Source organism: Aneurinibacillus sp. REN35 (genome assembly GCF_041379945.2).
Taxonomy (GTDB): domain Bacteria; phylum Bacillota; class Bacilli; order Aneurinibacillales; family Aneurinibacillaceae; genus Aneurinibacillus.
In genome coordinates, this window is record NZ_JBFTXJ020000004.1 from 105,371 (window position 1) to 128,598 (window position 23,228).

The 23,228-nt window shown below is 48.5% G+C and carries 27 protein-coding genes; all 27 read right to left on the bottom strand.

Features of this window, described 5'->3' with window-relative positions:
• Positions 1-5 precede the first annotated feature (5 nt).
• The gene (locus AB3351_RS09780) at positions 6-374 is read right to left on the bottom strand and encodes a YraN family protein (protein WP_371146959.1); all 369 of its coding nucleotides are present in this window, start codon (positions 372-374) and stop codon (positions 6-8) included.
• Positions 374-652: an EscU/YscU/HrcU family type III secretion system export apparatus switch protein gene (locus AB3351_RS09785; protein WP_371146960.1), complete on the bottom strand. Its 279-nt coding sequence runs from the start codon at positions 650-652 to the stop codon at positions 374-376. Before AB3351_RS09785 ends, AB3351_RS09780 begins: the two co-directional genes overlap by 1 nt.
• Complete coding sequence (locus tag AB3351_RS09790; protein WP_371146961.1) at positions 649-2,160, bottom strand: hypothetical protein; 1,512 nt, start codon at positions 2,158-2,160, stop codon at positions 649-651. Before AB3351_RS09790 ends, AB3351_RS09785 begins: the two co-directional genes overlap by 4 nt.
• Before the next feature lie 84 nt (positions 2,161-2,244).
• Positions 2,245-3,018 (bottom strand): ribonuclease HII, encoded by a 774-nt coding sequence (locus AB3351_RS09795; RefSeq protein WP_371146962.1) that lies wholly within the window; start codon positions 3,016-3,018, stop codon positions 2,245-2,247.
• 103 nt (positions 3,019-3,121) lie between these two features.
• Positions 3,122-4,021 (bottom strand): ribosome biogenesis GTPase YlqF, encoded by a 900-nt coding sequence (gene ylqF, locus AB3351_RS09800; protein ID WP_371146963.1) that lies wholly within the window; start codon positions 4,019-4,021, stop codon positions 3,122-3,124.
• Between the two features lie 34 nt (positions 4,022-4,055).
• On the bottom strand, positions 4,056-4,625 hold the full coding sequence (lepB, locus tag AB3351_RS09805) for a signal peptidase I (protein WP_371146964.1): 570 nt from the start codon (positions 4,623-4,625) through the stop codon (positions 4,056-4,058).
• A gap of 79 nt (positions 4,626-4,704) precedes the next feature.
• Positions 4,705-5,052, bottom strand: a complete 348-nt coding sequence (rplS, locus tag AB3351_RS09810) for a 50S ribosomal protein L19 (protein ID WP_206246728.1) — start codon at positions 5,050-5,052, stop codon at positions 4,705-4,707.
• Positions 5,053-5,198: 146 nt separating this feature from the next.
• Positions 5,199-5,966 carry a tRNA (guanosine(37)-N1)-methyltransferase TrmD gene (gene trmD, locus AB3351_RS09815; protein WP_371146965.1) on the bottom strand — a complete coding sequence of 256 codons (768 nt, stop codon included), beginning with the start codon at positions 5,964-5,966 and terminating at the stop codon, positions 5,199-5,201.
• Positions 5,967-5,983: 17 nt separating this feature from the next.
• Positions 5,984-6,502, bottom strand: a complete 519-nt coding sequence (gene rimM, locus AB3351_RS09820) for a ribosome maturation factor RimM (RefSeq protein WP_371146966.1) — start codon at positions 6,500-6,502, stop codon at positions 5,984-5,986.
• 5 nt (positions 6,503-6,507) lie between these two features.
• Positions 6,508-6,918 (bottom strand): YlqD family protein, encoded by a 411-nt coding sequence (locus AB3351_RS09825; RefSeq protein ID WP_371146967.1) that lies wholly within the window; start codon positions 6,916-6,918, stop codon positions 6,508-6,510.
• A gap of 79 nt (positions 6,919-6,997) precedes the next feature.
• Positions 6,998-7,225 carry a KH domain-containing protein gene (locus AB3351_RS09830; protein ID WP_206246732.1) on the bottom strand — a complete coding sequence of 76 codons (228 nt, stop codon included), beginning with the start codon at positions 7,223-7,225 and terminating at the stop codon, positions 6,998-7,000.
• Positions 7,226-7,255: 30 nt separating this feature from the next.
• Positions 7,256-7,531, bottom strand: coding sequence for a 30S ribosomal protein S16 (rpsP, locus tag AB3351_RS09835; RefSeq protein WP_371146968.1), 276 nt, complete (start codon positions 7,529-7,531; stop codon positions 7,256-7,258).
• Between the two features lie 102 nt (positions 7,532-7,633).
• Positions 7,634-8,986, bottom strand: coding sequence for a signal recognition particle protein (ffh, locus tag AB3351_RS09840; protein WP_371146969.1), 1,353 nt, complete (start codon positions 8,984-8,986; stop codon positions 7,634-7,636).
• A gap of 10 nt (positions 8,987-8,996) precedes the next feature.
• Positions 8,997-9,341 carry a YlxM family DNA-binding protein gene (gene ylxM, locus AB3351_RS09845; protein ID WP_371146970.1) on the bottom strand — a complete coding sequence of 115 codons (345 nt, stop codon included), beginning with the start codon at positions 9,339-9,341 and terminating at the stop codon, positions 8,997-8,999.
• Positions 9,342-9,439: 98 nt separating this feature from the next.
• Entirely contained in the window at positions 9,440-10,447 is a 1,008-nt protein-coding gene (ftsY, locus tag AB3351_RS09850; RefSeq protein ID WP_371146971.1) for a signal recognition particle-docking protein FtsY, read from the bottom strand.
• A 25-nt stretch (positions 10,448-10,472) separates the two neighbouring features.
• A complete protein-coding gene (gene smc / locus AB3351_RS09855) occupies positions 10,473-14,033 on the bottom strand; it encodes a chromosome segregation protein SMC (RefSeq protein WP_371146972.1) in 3,561 nt (1,186 codons plus the stop codon).
• A gap of 265 nt (positions 14,034-14,298) precedes the next feature.
• Entirely contained in the window at positions 14,299-15,369 is a 1,071-nt protein-coding gene (locus AB3351_RS09860; protein WP_371146973.1) for an elongator complex protein 3, read from the bottom strand.
• A 10-nt stretch (positions 15,370-15,379) separates the two neighbouring features.
• Positions 15,380-16,075: a ribonuclease III gene (gene rnc, locus AB3351_RS09865; protein ID WP_371146974.1), complete on the bottom strand. Its 696-nt coding sequence runs from the start codon at positions 16,073-16,075 to the stop codon at positions 15,380-15,382.
• Between the two features lie 25 nt (positions 16,076-16,100).
• On the bottom strand, positions 16,101-17,342 hold the full coding sequence (gene fabF, locus AB3351_RS09870) for a beta-ketoacyl-ACP synthase II (RefSeq protein WP_371146975.1): 1,242 nt from the start codon (positions 17,340-17,342) through the stop codon (positions 16,101-16,103).
• Between the two features lie 118 nt (positions 17,343-17,460).
• Entirely contained in the window at positions 17,461-17,694 is a 234-nt protein-coding gene (locus AB3351_RS09875) for an acyl carrier protein (protein WP_371146976.1), read from the bottom strand.
• 49 nt (positions 17,695-17,743) lie between these two features.
• Positions 17,744-18,484 carry a 3-oxoacyl-[acyl-carrier-protein] reductase gene (fabG, locus tag AB3351_RS09880; RefSeq protein ID WP_371146977.1) on the bottom strand — a complete coding sequence of 247 codons (741 nt, stop codon included), beginning with the start codon at positions 18,482-18,484 and terminating at the stop codon, positions 17,744-17,746.
• Positions 18,485-18,496: 12 nt separating this feature from the next.
• On the bottom strand, positions 18,497-19,444 hold the full coding sequence (fabD, locus tag AB3351_RS09885; RefSeq protein ID WP_371146978.1) for an ACP S-malonyltransferase: 948 nt from the start codon (positions 19,442-19,444) through the stop codon (positions 18,497-18,499).
• Positions 19,444-20,463, bottom strand: coding sequence for a beta-ketoacyl-ACP synthase III (locus AB3351_RS09890; protein WP_371146979.1), 1,020 nt, complete (start codon positions 20,461-20,463; stop codon positions 19,444-19,446). Before AB3351_RS09890 ends, fabD begins: the two co-directional genes overlap by 1 nt.
• A complete protein-coding gene (plsX, locus tag AB3351_RS09895) occupies positions 20,456-21,460 on the bottom strand; it encodes a phosphate acyltransferase PlsX (protein ID WP_371146980.1) in 1,005 nt (334 codons plus the stop codon). The genes AB3351_RS09890 and plsX overlap by 8 nt, the downstream gene beginning before the upstream one ends.
• Entirely contained in the window at positions 21,457-22,050 is a 594-nt protein-coding gene (gene fapR / locus AB3351_RS09900; RefSeq protein ID WP_371146981.1) for a transcription factor FapR, read from the bottom strand. Before fapR ends, plsX begins: the two co-directional genes overlap by 4 nt.
• Positions 22,051-22,350: 300 nt before the next feature.
• Entirely contained in the window at positions 22,351-22,527 is a 177-nt protein-coding gene (rpmF, locus tag AB3351_RS09905) for a 50S ribosomal protein L32 (protein WP_206246745.1), read from the bottom strand.
• Between the two features lie 110 nt (positions 22,528-22,637).
• Entirely contained in the window at positions 22,638-23,156 is a 519-nt protein-coding gene (locus tag AB3351_RS09910) for a YceD family protein (RefSeq protein ID WP_371146982.1), read from the bottom strand.
• Positions 23,157-23,228 lie beyond the last annotated feature (72 nt).

Here is a 23,228-nt window from a genome sequence, read left to right on the forward strand (position 1 = left end):
TGCTGCTAAAAAGCATGCGGAAGATGCCAAACCTCTGGTACTGTATTATAACAACTATACGTAAGCACAACGACATCAAAACGAAAGGAAAGTGAAGAACACTCAGCCTGTCTTCCTCTTATATATTCAAGTGCCGTATGACGAATTGTCCGCTGCTTCAGAGGTGTAATTGCTTCGCTTCCATGACCGTATTTGGTGCTGGCACGTGTTTTCACTTCAATAAATACCAGCCATTCTCCATCCTTCATGATCAGATCGATTTCGCCTGTGCGCACACGAAAATTAGAGCATTGCCATTCATATCCTTTATCCTCTAAGTACTTCCGTGCCAATGCCTCACCCTCTGCTCCCCGCTGCTTGTTTGTCCTGCGCATTATTTGCGCCCGCTTCGCTGATCGGCTTGATATACAAAAGCTAAAACTTCGGCTACAACCTGGTATAGTTCAACCGGTATTTGTTCATTCAGTTCCAGATTGGAGAGCACTTGCACAAGCGAAGGATCTTGCTGAACTGCTACACCGTGTTCTTTGGCTTGTTCAAGTATTTTATCAGCCGTAAACCCTTTGCCCTTTGCAACGACGCGTGGCGCTTCCGCCTCTCCAGGCGTGTAGCGCAGCGCAACTGCACTCTTACGCTCATATGGCTGTTTCATACGCGGAAATCAACTCCTTTGTAATGAACCAAGCTTGAAGAGGGCGGCTGAAGGGACGACATCGGCTTTGCTGCTGTTTCTTTTCGATTCTCAGTCACATCAAGCACACGCAGACCTGACAGACGATAGCCCTGTTCAGCCAAGTTCTCCTCAAGCGAAGGGCGCAGTGCTCGCACCAACTCCTCCACTCCCTCCTTCTCATTGTACAAGGTGACAGACAGAATTCTATTTACGATCGCTACATCAAGCATCGTCTCGCCCATGTGCTGCATGGACAAGTAAAAAAATAAGCGGCAGTTCTCGGGATCAACCTCCCCATCCCCCTGTTTGCGCGATTCAATCTGAATCAGCGCATTCTCTCCATCCTCCTGACCTGGCATAGGCAGTTGCAGCGCTACCTGCACAAAAGCACCGCTCCCTGTATCTCCACTCATCATCAACTGTTGGCCCGTCAATTGGTGTACAATCTGCTGCATATGCTCTCGAAGCTGGGCGGGAAGCAGGTCTGCCTTGGCATGCTGAAGCAGTTGTAGCAGGGAGGATTTAGCCGTCTCCACTGCCGGTTGATCTGAAGATAGCTGGGCGATACTTTTCTCATGAGAAAGTCCTAGTTTCTCAAACAGCTCTGTAAGAGCTTGTTTTATTCCTTGGACAGACCCATTTGAAGCAGCAGCTTGATGCATTTCCTCTCCAACCCCTGCATTCGGCTGACCAATGTTTGCACTTAGCGAAGAGAGCTGCCCATTATGCTGAGAAGAGGAGGCAGGAATAGAAGGGGATTCTGTTTGTGTTAATGCGCTGCCCTGCAGATTCGGCTGTATAGGAACAAGCATCTGCTTCGCCTGTGCTAACGCATCACGAACTCCCTCTGCTTTTGTTATAAGTCCCTGCAGCGACTCTTTCATATCATTAGGGAGCATTCCTGGCTTCTCTAACGCTTGCTGGATGAGCCGAAGCAATTTCCCCATCTCTCCCTCCAGATTGGCATTGCCGGCAAATGCACGCAGTGAGAGCACCGTTTCCTTGGTAAGCGGAAGTCCTTTCTTAGCGGCAAGCAGTATCGCTTGTTCAACTTCCGGCTCGTTTCCTATTTCACTACTAACTTGTTGAAAGGAACGCACAGAATCGGCACGCAGCGGAATTCCTGCCTCTACCGCTTTTTGCAAGAGCGAAAGTGATTCTTTCGTTACCGAAGCGCCCAATGCCTTGGCCAAGCCTTCCATACTGTCTTCCGATGCTTGATTAGGCTTTCCCGGCTGACTGATCACTTTTAAGGTTACAGGCTGTCCGCCAGGCTGTACCTGTAGCCACGTCTTCTGGCCCAGTTCAAGCGGCGTCTCAAGTCTGGCTGTTACCGTTAACCCTCCTAGCTGCACCGTTGCTAGGTTGTCTGGAAACAGCTTTAACACCTTACCCTGGAATACTTGCCCCGGTACCAGCTCTACCAACGAGCGCTGCATCGTATTCAATTGTTGGAAAATCTGACCTGTCATAAACCCTTGAATCATGATCCCTCACTCCTATCACCATCACAAATCCGCCCTATCCATACGGAAGCGATCAACTGATTCTCCGTATCTTTAGGCTCCCGGTTATAGTGTAAGCACCCCGCCAAAACTGCGCCGATGAATCGGACTCGGTCCGTGCACACGCAAAGCAGCCAGGTGCGCCGCTGTTCCATAACCCATATTGGACGCAAATCCATAGCCGGGATATTCTAGATCATACTTCTTCATCATTCGATCCCTCTCTACCTTCGCTACCACAGAAGCGGCGGCAATTGAGATGCTTTTCCCATCTCCGCCAACGATCGGCCGCTGTTCCATAGATAACCCCGGGATCGTTACTGCGTCGTTGAGCGTTATATGCGGCGTAACAGAAAGCGATTGAACGGCCGCTTGCATCGCACGTAATGTTGCTTGAAAAATGTTAATTTCGTCAATAAGGGGCGCATCACTCTGTGTGACTGATACCGCTACCGCTTCTTCCTTAATCCGTTCATACATCGCCTCTCGCTGAGCACCTGACAGCTTCTTTGAGTCATCTAAGCCGGGCAAATAGAAATCCGGCGGTAGTATAACCGCTGCAGTAACCACAGGACCTGCTAGCGGTCCGCGCCCCACCTCGTCAATACCAGCGATGTACATGTATCCTTTTTTCCACAATTCTTGCTCGTTCGCACTCATCTCGAGCCATTTTGTATGCAGCCGACTGGCCTTCTCTATGCGGCGAAGCCACTGCCTGTATGCTGTCTGTACTCCACTGCGCGGATCGGCCGCAAACAGTTCCTGAACATCCTGCGTTAATGCATCACACGTAAGCAAAAAATCTTTTACTTCTTTTATCGTCATTTCATTCGGATTCAATGAGACCTTCCTCTTCTCTATAAAAATTCTCCTTACATAACAAAAACGTGCAGTTTTCACTGCACGTCCACTTTTGCTAGTAAAGATAGCCATGATCATTGTTTTAGTACGGTGTAATCTCATCCATACTTACACGGGCCATCTCAATGGTAAACGCATCACCCGGACGCTCCAATGATATCCGGCCTAACTTGCCTGAGCGCAATTCGCGCAGAATCAATTCAGACACTTTGTCATAATCAATATGTCCACCGCTGACAATGCAGCCCCTCCTGCGCCCAATCTCATCTAGAATAGCCAACTTGCTCTCATCAAGTTCGTCTAGCTGGTAGCGTTCCATAAGCGCACGGCTATAATGCATGCGCAGATATGCGACAACAAACAGCGCTACTTCCTGAAAATCAATTAACTCATCTTTAATCGCTCCGCTTGCAGCAAGGCGCAGGCCTACGAGCGGGTCTTCAAACTTTGGCCATAAAATTCCTGGCGTATCCAAAAGCTCAAGTACCTTGCCTACCTTTACCCACTGCTGCGCCTTCGTTACAGCTGGTCGATCGCCCGTCTGCGCTACCTTACGTCCCGCCAGACGATTCATCAGCGACGACTTACCGACATTTGGAATACCGATAATCATCGCACGAACAGCCCGATCCTGCATGCCTTTGGCACGACGTTTCTCCATCATATCCTCAACTAATGTCTGGCACTCAAGGGGAAGCTTATTTACCCCACGCCCGGACAGCGCATCAATCGGCATTGCTTTAATACCATTGTCAGCAAAGTGCTGCATCCAAGCCTTCGTTACTGCTTCATCAGCTAAATCCGATTTATTCAAAAGGATTAAGCGCGGCTTGCCGGATACAATCTCATCGATCATCGGATTGCGGCTTGATAGCGGAAGACGCGCATCCAGCAGTTCAATGACCACATCAATCAGCTTCAGCTTTTCCGTCACTTGACGGCGCGCTTTGGCCATATGACCGGGAAACCATTGGATCGTCATATGCCTCACCTGCATTTCTATAATAAATTTAAAGCTAGTTTAAGCGAATCTTATCCAGCGGCCAGATAATTAACTCTGAACGCCCTACCACATTCTCAACAGGTACCGGTCCGATTACACGGCTATCCGTACTGTTACGGCGATTATCTCCCATTACGAAGATTTCCCCCTTGCCTACTTTCTCCGGACCAAAGTCCTCTGTCAGCACGTAGTTTTCCGCCTTTGCCTGTTTCTTATACTCTTCTAAGTACGGCTCATCTACCGGCTTTCCGTCTATGTACAACTGATCGTCCTTCATCTCTACGGTCTGCCCTTCAGTAGCAATAACACGCTTGATATAATCCTTTTCCTTTGTAGCATGGAAAACAATAATATCACCCGGCTTCGGCTCTTGAATATAGTAGATCAGCTTATTTACAATCAGACGTTCTTCATTCTCAAGCGTCGGCATCATGGATGCTCCATCCACGAGAAATGGCGCAAACAAAAAGGTGCGGATAACAAGAGCGAGCACAATGGCAATGCCAAGCGCTTTAATCCACTCCCACGCTTCATTTTTTCCCTTTTTTCTTTTGCCTGTTTCAGAGGAGGTTTCATCAACCATTTATTTTCCTCCTTCAAGATTAGGTGTCTATTTTTTTCTGCAAAAAAAGGAGCTTGTTACCAAGCTCCTTCTTCTCGCATTAGCGGCGAATTTCTTTAATACGTGCTGCTTTACCCACACGATCGCGCAGATAGTAGAGCTTCGCACGACGAACTTTACCGTAGCGAACTACTTCAATTTTGTCGATTTTCGGAGAGTGGAGCGGTAGTGTACGCTCAACGCCAACACCATAAGAGATTTTACGAACAGTAAAAGTCTCGCTGATACCGCCTCCGCGACGCTTGATTACAACCCCTTCGAACACCTGAATACGTTCGCGCTGGCCCTCAACTACTTTCAAGTGTACACGTACTGTGTCACCAGGGCGGAAGCTTGGGATGTCTTGCTTAATGTTCGCTTGTGTAATTTCACGAATAACATTTTTCATAAGGTTATCCTCCTTCCAGCAGATGTTCATTCCGTATGCAAAGTAAACAAGGCCAATCGCGCTGCAACCTCGCTAATAGGAAGAGGACCATCTTAATCCGAACCGAGTAGGCTCACGAGAGATATCATATCACAACCAAATTCCAGTTACAACTCCTGTTTCAACTCTTTTAGTACTTTTTTTATCTCCGGCGTCGCTTCCATTCCCTCCAGCAGATCCGGACGACGCTCCAATGTGCGGCGCAGCGACTCTTTTAACCGCCATTTCTCAATGTTCTCATGATGGCCCGATAGCAGTACATCGGGTACCTTAAGACCGCGGAATTCAGCCGGGCGCGTATAATGAGGATGCTCCAGCAGCCCTGTGCTGTATGAATCCGTTACCGCCGATTGCGCATTGCCAAGCGCTCCTTCCTGCAGACGCACGACGCTGTCGATAATGACCATAGCCGGCAGTTCACCGCCTGTTAACACATAATCACCAATTGATATCTCATCAGTAACCAAATGCTCACGGATGCGTTCATCATATCCTTCATAATGACCGCAGATAAAGATAAGATGCTCCTCCTGTGCCAGCTCTTCGGCCAGCTTCTGATCATATCGTTTTCCCTGTGGGCAGAGCAGAACGACGCGTGGCGAGGCGCTCTTCTCTTCCTGCGGCGCCTCTTCTGCTGATAGAGGCGTGTCGGTCAGTGATTCTACCGCACGAAAAATCGGGTCAGGCTTCAGCACCATGCCGCCGCCGCCGCCATATGGCATATCATCAACCTGGCCATGCTTGTTTCCGGAGAACTCGCGAAAATTTACCACACGAAAAGAAACAAGTCCCTTAGCAGCGGCCTTGCCTATAATGCTTGCCCCAAGCACACCTTCAAACATCTCGGGAAACAGCGTCAATATATCAATCCTCATGCTCGCACGTACACCTCCTACACCAAGCCTTCAAGCAAATGTACGGTAATCCTTTTGGCGGAAATGTCAATTTGTTTGACGACGGGGGCAATATAAGGAAGAAGTATATCCTTCCCCTTCTCCGGCTTTACCACCCATACATCGTTGGCACCCGGCTGCAGAATTTCTTTGATTACACCTAGGCGCTCTCCTTCCTCCGTAAATACATCGCATCCGATAATATCCTGAAAGTAAAATTCCCCTTCAGGCAGTTCGCTGCGATCTTCTGCCCGTATTTTAAGCACGCCACCTTTATATTTTTCAACATCCTGCATGTATGGATGACCCATAAATGTTAACAGGTAGAAATTTTTGTGTTCTCGCACCGATGCAATCGTCAACTTGACCGGATGTTTCATTTCCGGATGAAAAAGATAAAGCATATTTCCTTCTTTATAGCGTTCTTCAGGAAAATCAGTCTCGGAAATAACACGGACTTCACCGCTGATGCCATGCGTATTTACCAGTCTGCCCACGGTAAAAAAATCTCCGTTCACGCTGTCTATCCCCTTTCACGAATCTCTTTAACAATCCCGTCTTCAAGCACGACTTCCGTTCCTGACATTATTTTTCCCCAATCAGAGCCTACTTTTATTACGGCATCGCTCTCAACGGTCGTATAATGCACTTCACTTCCGAGCGGAAGTGCCAGCACCTGCTCTAATTGAAAAGAAAGCTGGGATAACTTCTCCTCGCGCGCTTGGCGTTCTTGCGCAAGGCGGCGCTGGACAACATCAAGCGCTTCCGGTCCTTTACGCTGTGCTTCCTGTACAAGCTTTTTGGCTTGAAAATTCAACTGTTCTAGCTCCAATTCATAGCGTTTATGCATCGAAGTGAATTCTTCTTCCATCTGCTTGCGTGAAGCCTCAGTCAGTACCATCATTACCTTCACCTTACGTTTTACTGTCAGCATCCAGCGACCCCCGTTTCGGAAGTTTTCTATAATGTTAAGAAAAGCTGGGATATATTCCTCCCAGCTTTCTTTATCCTTGCTATACAATTTCAATCGTCACGCGCTGGTTCTCTTTTGTAGCCATCGCGCCCATCACGGTGCGAAGAGACTTAGCAATCCGGCCCTGCTTTCCAATCACCTTTCCCATATCGTCCGGATGAACGGACAATCGGTATACGGTATTCCGCTCCTGAACCACCTCTTCGATGGATACGGCATCCGGATGGTCAACAAGAGCTTTGGCAATCACTTCAAGTAATGATTTCACCCGCTAGTCCTCCCGCCTGGATAAGATTGATTACTTCTTGCTGTTTTTTGCTTCGTGGAATTTTTGCATCAGACCTTGCTTGCGGAACAAGTTGCGAACTGTATCTGTCGGCTGCGCACCGGTAGTAAGCCATTTCATTGCTTTTTCTTCGTTGATTTCAATCACGGCTGGTTGAGCTACCGGATTGTATGTTCCGATTTCTTCGATGAAGCGGCCGTCACGCGGCGCGCGAGAATCTGCTACTACTACACGATAGAAAGGGGCTTTCTTTTGTCCCATACGTTTTAAACGAATTTTTACTGCCATTTGTTATTCCCTCCATGTTGTGTTTTACACACTAATTAATTATTTTAACAAAGTCATCCATAATTGAAAAGACTTAGTTTTAAACTTGTAATGCCCGGACATCTAGCTCAAAAACGGGAACTTAAAACCGCCGCCCTTTTTCTTTGCCTTGTCCGTCATCTTTGTGAATTGCTTCATCATCTTGCGCATATCGTCAAACTGCTTAATCAACCGGTTCACTTCCTGAACAGATGTACCGCTGCCTTTAGCAATGCGCTTGCGGCGGCTGGAATTGATCACTTCTGGATGAAGCTTCTCTTCCGTTGTCATGGAGCGGACGATGGCCTCCACGCGATTCAACGCGCCTTCATCCACCTTCATGTCCTTTAAGCCCTTTACCTTGTTCATGCCCGGCATCATATTGAGCAGCTCATCGAGCGGTCCCATCTTGCGAACCTGTGCCATCTGCTCAAGAAAATCTTCAAATGTAAACTCGGCTGTACGCATCTTGCGCTCAAGCTCTTTTGCTTTCGCCTCATCCACATCGACCTGGGCTTTCTCAATCAGCGTCAGCACATCACCCATGCCAAGAATCCGGCTCGCCATCCGGTCGGGATGGAACGGCTCTAGCGCATCAAGCTTCTCGCCCATACCGACAAACTTAATCGGTGTACCTGTAACCGACTTAACCGAGAGAGCGGCACCGCCCTTCGTATCCCCGTCCAGCTTGGTCATGACAACACCTGTCAGCTCAAGCTGTGCGTTAAAGCTTTCGGCGACATTCACTGCGTCTTGACCGGTCATTGCATCAACGACAAGCAGAATTTCGTTCGGTTTGGTAACTTCTTTGATCTCCTGCAGCTCACCCATCAGTTTCTCGTCAATATGCAAACGACCGGCCGTATCGATTAGCACGTAATCAAGATGTTCTTCTTTTGCATGCGCAATGGCTGCTTTGGCAATCTCAACCGGACTGATCTGATCTCCCATAGAGAATACAGGGATATTGAGCTGTTTTCCAACGACTTCAAGCTGTTTGATTGCGGCAGGACGATACACGTCACAGGCCACAAGCAGCGGCTTACGATTCTGTTTGCCACGCAAGTAGTTGGCGAGCTTTCCGGTCGTTGTTGTTTTCCCCGCGCCCTGCAAACCTACCATCATGACGACCGTAGGCGGACGATTGGCAACAGCCAGTTTGCTTTGTCCCCCACCCATCAGCTCAGTCAACTCATCGTTTACAACTTTGATGACCTGCTGGCCTGGAGTCAGGCTTTTTAGCACATCCTGGCCAATGGCCCGCTCTTTTACACGGCTGACAAATTCTTTAACAACCTTAAAGTTAACGTCCGCTTCGAGCAAGGCCAAGCGCACTTCGCGCATTGCCTTGGTCACGTCTTCTTCCGTAACTTTTCCTTTGCCTCGAAGCTTGTCAAATGTGGATTGCAGTCGGCTGGCTAAGCTTTCAAACGCCATGGTCCGCCTCCTAATCTATCTCCAATTCTAGCGCAAGAAGTTCGCGTACCATCGTATATGACCGCGAATCCTGCGGCACTTCCTTAGACAATGCCTGCTGTAGTTCTTCAAGCAGAGCGTACCGCTTCTCGTAGCGTGTTAGAAGATGTAGCTTCTGTTCGTAATCTTCTAGCGTTCTGGCAATCCGCTTTACCTGTTCGAACACCGCCTGACGGCTGATGCTCTCAATCTCGGCAATTTCGCCAAGCGACAGATCATCACGATAATACATCTCAAAATATTTGCGCTGTCGATCCTTTAACAGCTTGCCATAAAAGTCATACAATAAATGCAGACGTGTAGTTTCCTCCAGCATGGGTTCTATCCCCCGTGTACGGAAATTCGTGTAAAGCCTAAACCCTTTACAGGATTTAATCATACCGAAGCACACAAGCAGTGTCAAGTATTTTCTCTTTACTCGTCTTCTTTTTCTTTGTCCTCTTCCATTTCCTTTTCAATGGAAGTAGCAAACAGCGCATGCACGAATTGTTCCGCATTAAACGGCTGTAAATCATCCATCTTCTCACCAAGACCCACATACTTTACCGGCACCTGCAGTTCATTGCGAATCGCAATAACGATCCCGCCTTTGGCTGTGCCGTCCAGTTTGGTCAGCACAAGGCCCGACAACTCGGCCGATTGACTGAATGCCTTCGCCTGACTAAGCGCATTCTGTCCGGTAGTGGCATCAAGCACAAGCAATGTCTCATGCGGTCCGTCCGGAATTTCACGAGAGATGACCCGTCTGATCTTAGCAAGCTCTTCCATAAGGTTTACTTTGTTCTGCAGACGACCGGCCGTATCACATAATAACACATCCGCTTTTCTTGCTTTTGCGGTATGGATGCCGTCATAGATGACTGCCGCCGGATCTGATCCCTGCTGCTGCCTGACGACTTCTACACCCACGCGCTCCCCCCATACTTCAAGCTGGTCGATAGCACCTGCCCGAAACGTATCACCTGCTGCTAGAAGCACCTTTTTGCCCTGGCCTTTAAACATATGGGCCATCTTGCCGATGGTTGTTGTTTTTCCGACGCCATTAACACCGACAAAAAGAATGACATTCAGGCGACCGTCCTCTATATTCAGCGACGTATCCTCGTCCTTCTCCTGCAGCAAACCAACCAGTTTTTCTGAAAGAATGGGCTGCAACTCAAGCGCATTCTCAATTTTTTGCTTACGGGCTTCGCTGCGGAGCTCGTCCACTAACTCCATTACGGTATTTACTCCCACATCGGCAGAAATCAGAATATCTTCTAGCTCTTCATAAAAGTCTTCATCAATACGCTTGTAGCGGCGAACCAAGTCTTCCACACGTTCAAATGCACCGCGCGTTTTTGTGAGACCCTCTTTAAACTTAGTTGTGATTGTTTCAGTCTGGCCTGATATTTTCTCTTTTAGCTTTTTAAAGAAACTCATCTCTTGCTTCCCTTCCTCCTGAGATTTATGACACCATGATCTCGTCCTCTAAACGAACCGAGACAAGCTTGGAGACGCCGGACTCCTGCATGGTCACCCCATACAGAACATCAGCCCCTTCCATTGTACCGCGCCGGTGCGTAACGACAATGAACTGCGTATTTGCACAAAACTCCCGCAAATATTGGGAGAAACGGCTGACATTTGCCTCATCAAGCGCCGCCTCTACCTCATCAAGCACACAAAACGGTACAGGCTTAACACGAAGGATGGAGAACAGCAGCGCAATGGCTGTAAGGGCCTTTTCACCACCGGATAGAAGCGCTAAATACTGGAGCTTCTTCCCTGGGGGCTGCGCCACGATCTCAATACCTGTCTCAAGCATGTTATCGGGATTGGACAATTGCAGGTCTGCACGTCCGCCGCCGAAGAGCTGTGTGAAAACAACTTGGAATTGCTCACGAATCGCCTCAAACACTTCCTTGAAGCGGCGCGACATCTCCGCTTCAATATCACCAATCACCTGATAAAGTGTCGCTTTGGCTTCACTCAAATCACGATGTTGTGAAAGCAAAAACTGCTGACGTTCATGCAATCGCTCATATTCCTGAATAGAACCGGTATTCACTGTGCCAAGCGCAGCGATCTGCTGTTTGATTCCTTTGACGATCGAAGATGCCTCTTCGACATCATCTGGCAGCGAGTAGGTGGCTTTCGCCATCTCATAGCTTAACTCGTACTCTTCACGCAGCTTATGCAGCAGGTTATCAAGTTCCACATCCATCCGCTCTATTCTAACTTCATATTTATGCAGATGATCTTCAATCTCTTTGAGCTGGCGGCGTAATTCCTTCACTTCCGCCTCCTGCTGTGCCAGCAGGGCCTGGATCTCTTGGCGTTTCTTACGCTGCTCCTGAATATGAACGCTGTATTGCTCTTTCTTTGCGCGCAGTGTCCGAATTTCCTCGTCAAGCTTCTCTTCTTCCTCATCGCTTCCCGCCCGATCGGAATCAAGCAACAATAAAGCTTTTGTCATTTTCTCAAGCTCTGCGCTCAGCTCTGCCAATTCCTTTGTAAGACGATTATATTCGGATTGTCGGGCTTCATATTGCTCTTTGCGGGTAGCAAGCTGCACCTTCAACTCGGTGATTCGAGCGTTGAGCGCTTCTTTGCTTGTTTCCTTCTCTTTTTTGCTCTGTTCAGCAGTGTCAATCTCCTGCTGCTTCTCCTGCTCTGCAATCGCAAGTTCTTCTAGTTCTTCCTCAAGTACATCGATGCGATGCTTAGCTTGCTCACGCTCTTTATCAAGCACAGCCTGATCCTGTTCGAAGAATTCCCAACGCTCGGCAATGGTTCTCTCCGAGTGGTCAAGCTCACGCAGCAACCCCTTTACCTCTTGTTCTCGCAGACGAAGCGCTTCGCCGGCTGAGCGCATCTCTTCCTGCCTGCGTTCCCAATCCTCCTGCGCATGCGCCAACGTCTCAAGCCGTGTATACACCTCTTCATTTATTTGTTTTTGACGCGCGATTTCTTCTTCAAGCTGCTCAAGCTGTCTGCCCCGTCCCAACAATTGATTGGACTTCTGCTGCACCGATCCACCGCTCATTGAGCCGCCGGGATTTACAACATCACCTTCAATTGTTACAATCCGGTAGCGATAGTTCAGTACGCGGGCAACAGCATTAGCCTGCTCTAGCGTTTCTGTAACAATCACACTGCCTAATAAATTGTACATAATGGAGCGATATTGCTCCTCGTACGTAACAAGCTCTGCCGCTATCCCAACTACACCGGTCATTTCTATGATTCGTGTACGATCTCCCGCAGCTAGCTGCCGGGGTTTAATCACATCCATAGGCAGAAAGGTAGCACGTCCGGCACGACGCTGTTTCAAAAGTCCAATCGCCTGACGTCCGACCGATTCATTGGCAACGACCACATGCTGTAAGGCACCGCCTAAAGCGATCTCAATGGCTGTCTCATACTTCTTCTCTACCGAGATCAGCTCCGCTACGGCGCCTTCCACACCGGAAAACCCTTGTTCGCGCGCCCGTAAAATTTCTTTTACTCCCTGCATAAAGCCTGAGAAATCTGCCTGCATCTCCTTAATCACATCACGCCGCGAGAGCAGTCCATTTAATTTATGCTCGCCTTCACGCAGCGCTTCGAGCCAGCGCGTTTTCTGCTCGCCCTGTTCTTTTTGCGCCGCCACCTGGCGTTTGAATTCTTCAATGCTTTCCGCCAGTTGTGCCGATACTTGATGCAGCTCATGCTCCAATTCTTTTCTGCGATTTGTTGCATGTTCTTTTTGCTCGATCAACTGCTGATTGCTCAGTGCAAGGCGTTCACGACGCTGTCCATTTGTCTCGATCAACTGTTGGTAATGGCGAATTTCATTGCGCATAGAAGCCATCTGGTTAAGAATGTCAAAGTAATCGGCCTTCAGCCGTTCGATATCGCTATCTGTAAACTTGGCCAGATTCATATAACGCTTTTGCTCAAGGTGCAATTCCTTCTCAAGAGCGGCTGTTTCTATGCGGGCTGTTTCCACTTGTGTCTCCGCTTCTTTCGTCTGCTTGCGCAGCGCATCCTGCTTCTCACTCATCGCTACAGCCTGACCGTGGGCGTCTTGTTTGTTTTTGCTGTAATTTCGGAGACGCTCACGCAATACCTCGCGTACGCCTTCCTTCTTTTCTGCCTCTTCGGTTACATCCAGCAAGCGCTGTTGCAGATCTTCTACTACTTGATCCTGTTCGCTCGCGAATGCACGTAGATCCGCTGTTTTTGCATCCAATCGGTTAATTGCAGTAGCGCGTTCAACCTGCTCACTCCTGCGCTGCTCCACGCGTTCTTTCATCTGCTCCCATTCCGCGTGCAGCAAGTCAAATTGTTTGACATATAGGCCAATTTCGTGTTCGGCAAGCGTCTCTTTCAACGATAAGTATGTGCGTGCCTTCTCCGCCTGTTCGGCAAGGGGATGAATTTGCTCTTCCATCTCACTCATTATATCCAGTACACGTACTAGATTTTGTTCCGTCTCATCAAGTTTTTTAACCGCTTCTTTTTTTCTTGCCTTGTATTTGACAATACCTGCGGCTTCTTCAAACAGCGCGCGGCGATCCTCTGAACGCGTGCTGAGAATTTCTTCGATTCTGCCCTGACCGATAACGGAATATGCTTCTTTTCCAACCCCTGTATCCATGAACAATTCAACAATATCGCGTAGACGGCAGCTCTGCCGATTGATGTAATATTCACTATCACCCGAGCGGTATACACGACGGGTAACGGTAATTTCCGAAAAATCCATTTTGATTTTCTGATCCGTATTATCAAGTGTTAGTGATACTTCACAAAAGTTTACTGGCTTGCGTGAGTCACTGCCTGAGAAGATGATATCTTCCATCTTCGATCCACGCAGAGATTTGGCGCTTTGCTCGCCAAGCACCCAACGGATCGCATCTGAAATATTGCTTTTTCCGCTGCCATTCGGACCGACAACAGCCGTTACGCCAGGAACAAATGAAAGTTCCGTGCGGTCAGCGAATGATTTAAATCCTGTAATTTCGAGGCGCTTTAAATACATAGACTCGCTCCCCATCCTCCCTTACTGCCGTCTGGGTCAACAGCGATCCACCGTACGGCTTTCTCATATAAGAATGTATCACTGTCTTAGTGGGATGTCACTATCCAACCGACTCCCTGCATCGACAGGCGTGCTGCATAAATAAAACGACAAAAAACGAGGCGCTGGCGAAACCGGCGAGGATGTCCATCCCAAGCCGGGGTCCAGACTGCCTCGTTTTTCCCCGTTTCAGATCGGCCGCATGACCAGATGCCATATGGCGTGCTTATAAATCAGCAAAAGCGATGGAATGAGCCAGCTCCCCCCCTATACGAAAACACATCTGTTGACGCGGAAGCGCTCTATCCAACGCAAGTGAAACATGCGTTCCTCGTTCCGCGCACGAGGAAACAACCTGTCTCCAGCTCTCTCCCTTACGGCCGCGCAGAGCGGTTTCATCTGCCGGATGAATCGCAACTTCTAGCCGATCGGATGTCTTAGATTCCATCCATTCCATCATTCGCTTCAGCAAACGGCGAAACAACTCTTCTTCTACCAATTGACGAAACGAAGGATGGAACGGGCCGGCAAGCACCGTGCCTTCGCCGCGCAAATCGTCTGAAGCGTGCAGTCCCATGCGTATCACAGGAATTCCCGCCTTCAAAAGCGGAAGCCACATCGCAGCTGTCCATGCAACCGCCTCATTGATTGAAAGAGGTTTGTACTGATGTGTTGCATACAACCACTCAAGTTCCGTTCCAGCAATAACGAGCGCCGGATAAATCCTGGTAAAATCAGGAGAAAGACGTACAATTTCTTTTGCTGTGCGCACGCTTTTCTCAAGCGTATCAAAAGGCAGCCCAGGAAGAACCTGCAGCCCTAGCCGGACGGATGGATATTGACGGATAGTCTCTACCGCCTGATGAACATCTGCGGCTGTATGTCCGCGTTTGGACATGGCCAACACCTCATCATCAAGCGATTGACAGCCTAGTTCTACCGTTGTTACGCCATACGATAGCAAATACTCCATAATATGAGGAGCGATGTAGTCAGGACGTGTTGATAAGCGAATGCCCTGTACCAGTCCTGCTTGAACATATTCTTGTGCCACCGATAAAAGCATGGTCTGATACCCGCGCGGCAAACCGGTAAAGCTGCCTCCAAAAAAAGAAATTTCCGCTTCCTGTTCTGGATGGACGGTGGACAATTGATCATCAATTGATTGGCGCACCGCAGCTTCTGTCAGCCGCTCTTCCCGCTTTTGACCTGTAATGCGCGACTGATTGCAGAACACACAGTCTTTCGGGCAGCCTTGATGCGGAACGAACAGCGCGATATTCACATGCCGTTTCATAACGTTTCCATCACCCTCGCTGTTTTACTACAAGCTGCTTCATCGCCATGGCGGCCGCATGCTGTTCAGCCTCTTTTTTCGATCGGCCTGTTCCCTGGCCAAGCACATTACCGTTTAACAGGACTTCTGAGACAAATTCACGGCTATGAGCAGGACCTCTCTCCTGTACAATCCGATATTGAATTTCTCCTAAACCATCACGTTGTACAAATTCCTGTAGTTGGCTTTTGTAATCCGTAACCCGTGTAAACTCACCATTGTTAATCCGCGGATATACATACCGCTCAAGAAAGCGGAATACAGGCTCCAAGCCTTGATCAAGATACAATGCACCAATAAATGCTTCAAATACGTCTGCAAGCAGGGCCGGACGAAGCCTGCCTCCAGTCAATTCTTCCCCTTTGCCCAGAAGGATAAATTGTCCGAATTTGAGCTGATTAGCAAACATCACAAGCGAAGGTTCGCACACAATTGCAGCTCGCAGCTTAGTCAGCTCTCCTTCAGACATTTTCGGAAAATGAGTATATAAAAATTGGGAGACTGTTAACTCCAGCACCGCGTCGCCGAGAAATTCCAGGCGCTCATTGTCCTGGAACAGCTTACCGCGGTGCTCATTTACATAAGAAGAATGTGTAAATGCCTGACGGAGAAGTTTTTCATTTTTGAAGCGAATCCCAACTTCTTTTTGGAATCCTGCGAAATCCACTGCCTTATTCACCACCACAAATATATCAATCTACATACTTTTTAAAGATAATGGTTGCATTATGTCCACCAAAGCCAAGGGAATTAGACATCGCTACGTTAACGTCCATTTTTCTTGCTTCATTCGGCACATAGTCAAGATCACATTCTGGGTCCGGCGTCTCATAGTTCGTTGTTGGCGGTACGATCTGATCGCGCAACGCTAGTACACAAGCAACCGCCTCAATTCCCCCAGCGGCACCGAGCAAGTGACCCGTCATCGACTTGGTTGAGCTAATGGCTACTTTGTATGCATGCTCGCCAAAGGCTTTTTTAATGGCCATTGTTTCAAAGCTGTCATTGTATGGCGTGGACGTTCCATGCGCATTAATATAGCTTACATCTTCTGGCTTAAGCTCGGCGTCCTTCAATGCTGCGCCCATTGCACGCGCCGCCCCTTCACCACCCGGAGCTGGCTGGGTCAAATGGTAGGCGTCTGCACTCATGCCATATCCGACGATTTCAGCGAGAATGGTTGCACCACGCTTCTTAGCATGCTCAAGAGACTCAAGGACAATTACGCCCGCGCCTTCCCCCATAACAAATCCGTCACGATCCTTATCAAATGGACGGCTTGCTTTTTGCGGTTCATCATTGCGTGAAGACAGCGCCTTCGCATTGGAAAAACCCGCAACAGCCATCGGACGAACAGATGCTTCTGTTCCGCCTGTGATCATCACATCGGCAATACCGCGTTCGATAATCTTGAAGGCATCTCCGATAGAGTGAGTCGCACTCGCACACGCTGTAATAGCGGCACTGTTTGGACCTTTGGCACCCAGGGTAATGGATACCTGACCCGATGCCATGTTAGCGATCATCATCGGTACAAAGAACGGACTCACACGACGAGGTCCCTTTTCCATCAAAAGGGTATGCTGTTCCTCCCATGTACCCAGGCCGCCAATGCCTGAACCGATGTATACACCTGTAGCTTCCGCATTCTCCGGTGTAATCTCTAGCTTGGCATTCTCTACAGCCATTTTTGCCGCCGCAATCGCAAACTGCACAAAACGATCCGTACGCTTAATTTCTTTCTTCTCCATGTAATCCTCTGGGTTGAAGCCTTTTACTTCCGCTGCAATCTTCGTTGGATACGCTTCCGTATCAAATGCTGTAATATAATCAACACCGGACTTGCCTGTAAGCAGACCATCCCAGAAAAGCTTTGCATCATTGCCAAGCGGTGTGATCGCTCCCACACCTGTTACAACTACGCGATTTTTCATCGTTTCACCTCGAGATAGAATAACGGTTCTTATGTGATGCGAAACAGTACAACAACCCACAATGAGGAGAAAGTCCCGCATACATATACGGGACTTTTCCTGAAGCTGCGCATGTTTATTACTTGTGGGCTTCTATGTATTTGATTACATCACCCACAGTCGTGATTTTCTCTGCATCTTCGTCAGAAATTTCAAGATCGAACTCATCTTCGAGCTCCATCACCAATTCTACGACATCAAGAGAGTCTGCGCCAAGATCGTCTTTGAAAGAAGCTTCTTCTTTGATCTCAGATTCGTCAACGCCGAGGCGATCCACGATAATTTTCTTTACACGGTCGAATGTCTCTGCCACTGCCTTCACCTCCTCTCAAGCGGTAATCATCTGTCTATTATACTTTGTCTTACATATACATGCCACCGTCAACATGAAAAACTTGACCCGTAATATAACTCGCTTTTTCTGAAGCGACAAACGAGACGATATCAGCAATATCCTGCGGTTTTCCGAGGCGTCCAAGCGGTATTTGAGAGAGCAGGGATTCCTTCGTATCATCTCCAAGAATAGATGTCATATCCGTTTCAATGAATCCTGGAGCTACCGCATTTATGGTAATACCGCGGCTCGCTAACTCGCGAGCCACCGACTTGGTCATCCCGATAACTCCTGCTTTTGCGGCTACGTAATTCGCCTGACCTGGATTTCCCATTACACCTACTACAGAAGAAATATTGATAATGCGCCCACCGCGTGCTTTCATCATCGGGCGTGTTACTGCTTTTGTACAGTTAAATACGCCCTTCAGGTTGATTGCGATTACATCATCAAACTCTTCTTCCTTCATGCGCATCAACAGGTTATCGCGGGTAATACCGGCATTATTGACGAGGATATCAAGCTTACCCAGCTCATCAATGGTTTGTTTGACCATAGCTTCCGCTTCACCCGCATTTGCCACATTTGCCTGTACAACGATGGCACGGCGGCCAAGCTTTACAATTTCGTCTGCTACTTCTCGTGCAGCAGCCTCACTTCCGGCATAATTAACCGCCACATCCGCTCCCTGGCTGGCCAGCTCAAGCGCAATCGCGCGACCAATTCCACGGGACGCACCTGTGACAAGTGCTACTTTTCCTTCTAGCATACCCTCTCCCCCTTATTCCTGCTCCGCAAGCTGCTCCATTGCTTTTTCAAGCGTCGGTATATCTTGAATGGCAATCGTTTTAACTTTTCGATCAAGCTTTTTTACCAGACCAGATAAAACCGTTCCCGGGCCGATTTCAATAAACAGGTCTACACCGGCTTCTAGCATGAAGCGAACGCTGTCCTCCCAAAGAACAGGCGATGCGACTTGTTGAATTAATGCTTCTTTCATATCTTCCTTGGCTTGGACAGTGTGTGCCGATACGTTCGCTACAACCGCTATCTGAGCATCCTGAATTTCATAGCTGGCAAGCGTATTAGACAGCTTCTTCGCTGCTGGCTCCATCAACATTGAATGGAACGGACCGCTTACATTGAGTGGAATGACCCGTTTTGCACCGCCGGCCTTCGCCTCATCTCCCGCCTGTGCAACGCCTTGTGCACTGCCAGAGATAACGATTTGACCAGGACTATTCAAGTTGGCAAGCTGTACCGGGTTTCCTGCCTCTGTAACCTTGCGACATACCTCAGCAAGCGCTTCCCGATCCATCCCCATAACAGCCGACATTGCACCCTGTCCTGCCGGTACCGCCTCTTCCATATACTCACCGCGCGCACGCACAATTTGTACCGCGTCTGCAAATGAAAGGGCTTCAGCAGCTACCAGTGCTGAATATTCACCTAGACTGTGGCCTGCCACGTAGTCTGGCGTCACATTTAGCTTTTCTTTTACCACAGCAAGCACGGCTGTACTCGCTGTCAGAATCGCCGGTTGTGTGTTGGCTGTTAAGCGAAGATCGTCCTCCGGCCCCTTGAAACATAAGGCAGAGAGTGAAAATCCAAGTGCCTGATCCGCTTGATCGAACACGGCTTTTGCCGCCGCTTCTTTTTCATACAAGTCGGCCCCCATGCCGACATATTGTGATCCCTGTCCGGGAAAAATGAACGCAACCTTGCCCATTATTTCCCCTCCTTTTTCTCCTTGGTCGACCATTTAATTACCGATGCGCCCCACGTTAGACCGCCGCCGAATCCGACAAGTACAAGAGTATCGCCTTCTTTAATTCGACCTTCGCTGACAGCCTCATCAAGTGCAACGGGAATGGACGCCGATGACATATTGCCATAACGGTTTAAATTCACTACCACTTTATCGTACGCCAATCCAAGGCGTTTTACGGCTGAATCAATAATGCGCAGATTCGCTTGATGGGGAACAAGAAAGTCTACATCTTCTTTTGTAATCCCCGCTTGTTCTAGTGCCTGGTCCGAAGCTGTATTCATCGCGCGTACCGCGAATTTAAACACCTCGCCACCCGCCATGTGTATGTAATTCTCCTTACGTCCCGGTTCAATCTTCGGTACAGGAATTCTAGAGCCGCCCGCTTCAAGTTTAAGCAATTCTGCACCGCCACCATCCGCACCAAGCTCAAAGGAGAGAAAGCCCATCCCATCTTCTACCGGGCCAATGACCGCAGCTCCCGCCCCGTCACCGAACAATACGCATGTACTGCGGTCAGACCAATCTACGATCTTAGAGAGTGACTCGACTCCAACCACCACTACATACCGATACATGCCGCTTGCAACAAACTGCGCAGCCACCGATGTTCCATATAAAAAACCAGAGCAAGCAGCCGATAAATCAAAAGCAGCTGCACGTTTTGCCCCTAGCTTCTCCTGGACAAGACAGGCGGTAGATGGGAAAAACATATCCGGTGTTACCGTAGCAACGATAATCAAATCCACCTGTTCGGCTGAAATACCGGCTTTATCAAGCGCCTGCTGTGCAGCGGCTGTTGCCATATCGGAAGAGGTTTCATTGTCTCTTGCGATTCTTCGTTCTTTGATGCCCGTACGTGTAACAATCCATTCGTCCGTCGTCTCGACTATCTTCTCTAAATCGGCGTTCGTAAGCACCTTTTCAGGCAAATAGCGTCCAGTCGCTAGAATGCCAACAGCCCGGTCCATCTTAAACATGGTAATCCCCGCTTTCCCCTTGAATTTCTCTTGCAATAAGGCTGTTTACGTCGTGTTCGACAAACTTTCTTGCTTGTTTAATGGCAGTGTAAATCGCACGGGGATTAGAAGAACCATGCGCTTTGATACATGTTCCTTGCACGCCCATCAGTAACGCACCGCCATATTCCGCATAATCCATCTGCATTTTAACTCTTTTAAGACCAGGACGCAGCATCATGGCTCCCAATTGGCCTGTGATCGTGCGCGTAAACTCTTCCTTCATTACTGACATTAACGTCTTAGCCATGCCTTCCATTGTCTTCAATAGAATGTTGCCGGAAAACCCGTCACACACTACAATATCGCAGATGTGTTCCATAATATCCCGCGCCTCTACGTTGCCAACAAAGTTCAGTGAGCTCTCTTTTAAGAGTCCGTAGGCTTCTTTCGTTAAATCGTTTCCTTTTCTCGCTTCTGTACCAACATTCAACAAACCGATGCGAGGCTTCTCAACCCCCATTACCTTCTCCGCATAGATGCTGCCCATAATCGCATATTGCAGCAAATGCTTCGGGTGCGCATCCATATTCGCTCCGGCATCAAGAATCATCACGCCGGAGGAATCAATTGTCGGTACAGTCGGGCTAAGCGCCGGACGATCGATGCCTTTAATGCGGCCGGTAATCAACAGCGCCGATGTCATAAAGGCGCCTGTGTTCCCGGCAGAAATAATCGCATCGGCTTCTTTATTCTGCACCATCGTTACGCCTACTACCATCGAAGAGTCCCGCTTACGGCGCACCGCTCTCACCGGTTCTTCATCGGCTTCGATCTTCTCTGCTGCATGTCTAATCTCAATATTATTCGGAGCCTGTGCAAGCAACGGTGTCAGCTTCGCTTCGTCACCAACAAGCACAAGGCGAATATCCGGCATCGCACGTGCTGCTTCTATGGCTCCTTCTACATTCGAGGCGGGAGCAAAATCTCCCCCCATCGCATCTATTGCAATAATCATACTTCCTCCTGTTTGCGGCCGGTCTGCGCGTCAAAGTCTCTCATGCGGAATACCCTGAATGTGCCGCTGAATACAAGCTCATCCTTCACGCGGGTCTCCACTCGTACTTTGCTCTGATCACCTTCTGTCTCACGTACGGCTGCTTTCGCTACCAGCTTCTCGCCGAGGCGAACAGGGCGTACATACCGGATTCGCGCCGCGGCCGTCAGCACGACATCCGCGTCAATGACTGCAACAGCCAGCGAATTGGCCTGGGCGAATATATGATGCCCGCGGGCAATCTGCGTTCGGGAAAAAATGTGTTCCTCGGTAATCTCAAGTAAAGAAATTCCCGAATAGTCTAATTCGATATCAAGCAATTCCCCAACCATCTCTTCGAGCGGAAGGGATTTCACTTCATCCAATGACTTCTTCGCCATATTCTTGATTCGCTCGCGGACCTCCGGAATTCCGAGTTCCATCCGGTCAAGGCGAATGGTCTGGATGCTGACCCCAAAATGTGCGGCAATCTCTTCGTCCGTATAGAACGGGCTTACCACAAGCAAGCTATGCAATGCTTCCTGGCGATCTTTTTTCGCGAGGCGGGCCATCCTCCTTCACCACCTATAGTCTCTCCGCATACTCAGCCGTTCTTATTACCAGCTACTAATAGCAGTATATAAAAAAAAAATCAAAATAACAACGTTCTTTTCTTTATTTTTGTCATTTATTTTCGCCTAAGAAAAATAAACTCCTGCTCACGCAGAAAACTAGTCAACATTCGATTAGATTAGACAGAAAAAGCGCTTTCCCTTAGCACATACACTGTGTAAATATACAGGTATTTTTCTTTTTTAAAACGCAAAAAGAGACGGAATGGATATCGCCATTCCGTCTCCTGGTGCTTGAGATTACGCGTTATTTACAACCTGGTTTCCTTTGTATGAGCCGCAGCTTTTGCATACGCGGTGAGCCAGCTTCATTTCGCCACACTCAGGGCATTTTACCATGCCCGGCACTTCCAGTTTGAAGTGAGTACGACGCTTATTTTTACGAGTTTTCGACGTCCGTCTTTGAGGTACTGCCATCTATCCCACCCCCTTCACAAGATTACAATCAAAGCATCTATTTGATGGGACAAGTTATCCATCAAAACACAACAATCATCATACCTGATTTTCAAACAAATGAAAAGCTTTTATTTGTCTTGCTTTCCAAAAAGTTCACCTAGCACGGCCAGTCTTGGATCAATGCGTTCTACAACACAACCGCAGTTTTTCTCATTGCGATTCGTTCCGCATTCCGGACATAGCCCCTTACACTCTTCACTGCATACAACCGTATGCGGAATTGACAGCAATACAGCCGCTTCTAGGTACGGTATCACATCAATCTCATCATCTTCAAGCGGATGAATTTCCATCTCTTCGTCCACTTCGAACTCGATCTGATTCTCATCCATAAACGTTTCCTTGATTGCCACATTATAATGATACGGAAACTTTACCAGACAGCGAGCACATTCCATCGTCAATTCACCGGTAACACGACCTTCGACAATGAATAGACCAGATGTCGCATAGGCCTCTCCAATAAAATGAGCCGGCTTCACTTCAGCGATTTGCTGATGCTTCCGCTTAAGGTTCAATTCTACAGCTTCATCAATTGGGAACTTGCCGCCCCGTAGTTGAAGCAGCTGGTTTTTTTTCAATTTCATAATGATGCCACCTCATTTCAAGCAACAAAAATTATTATACGTTTCCTAAAGCAATATGTCAAGGGAAGAATC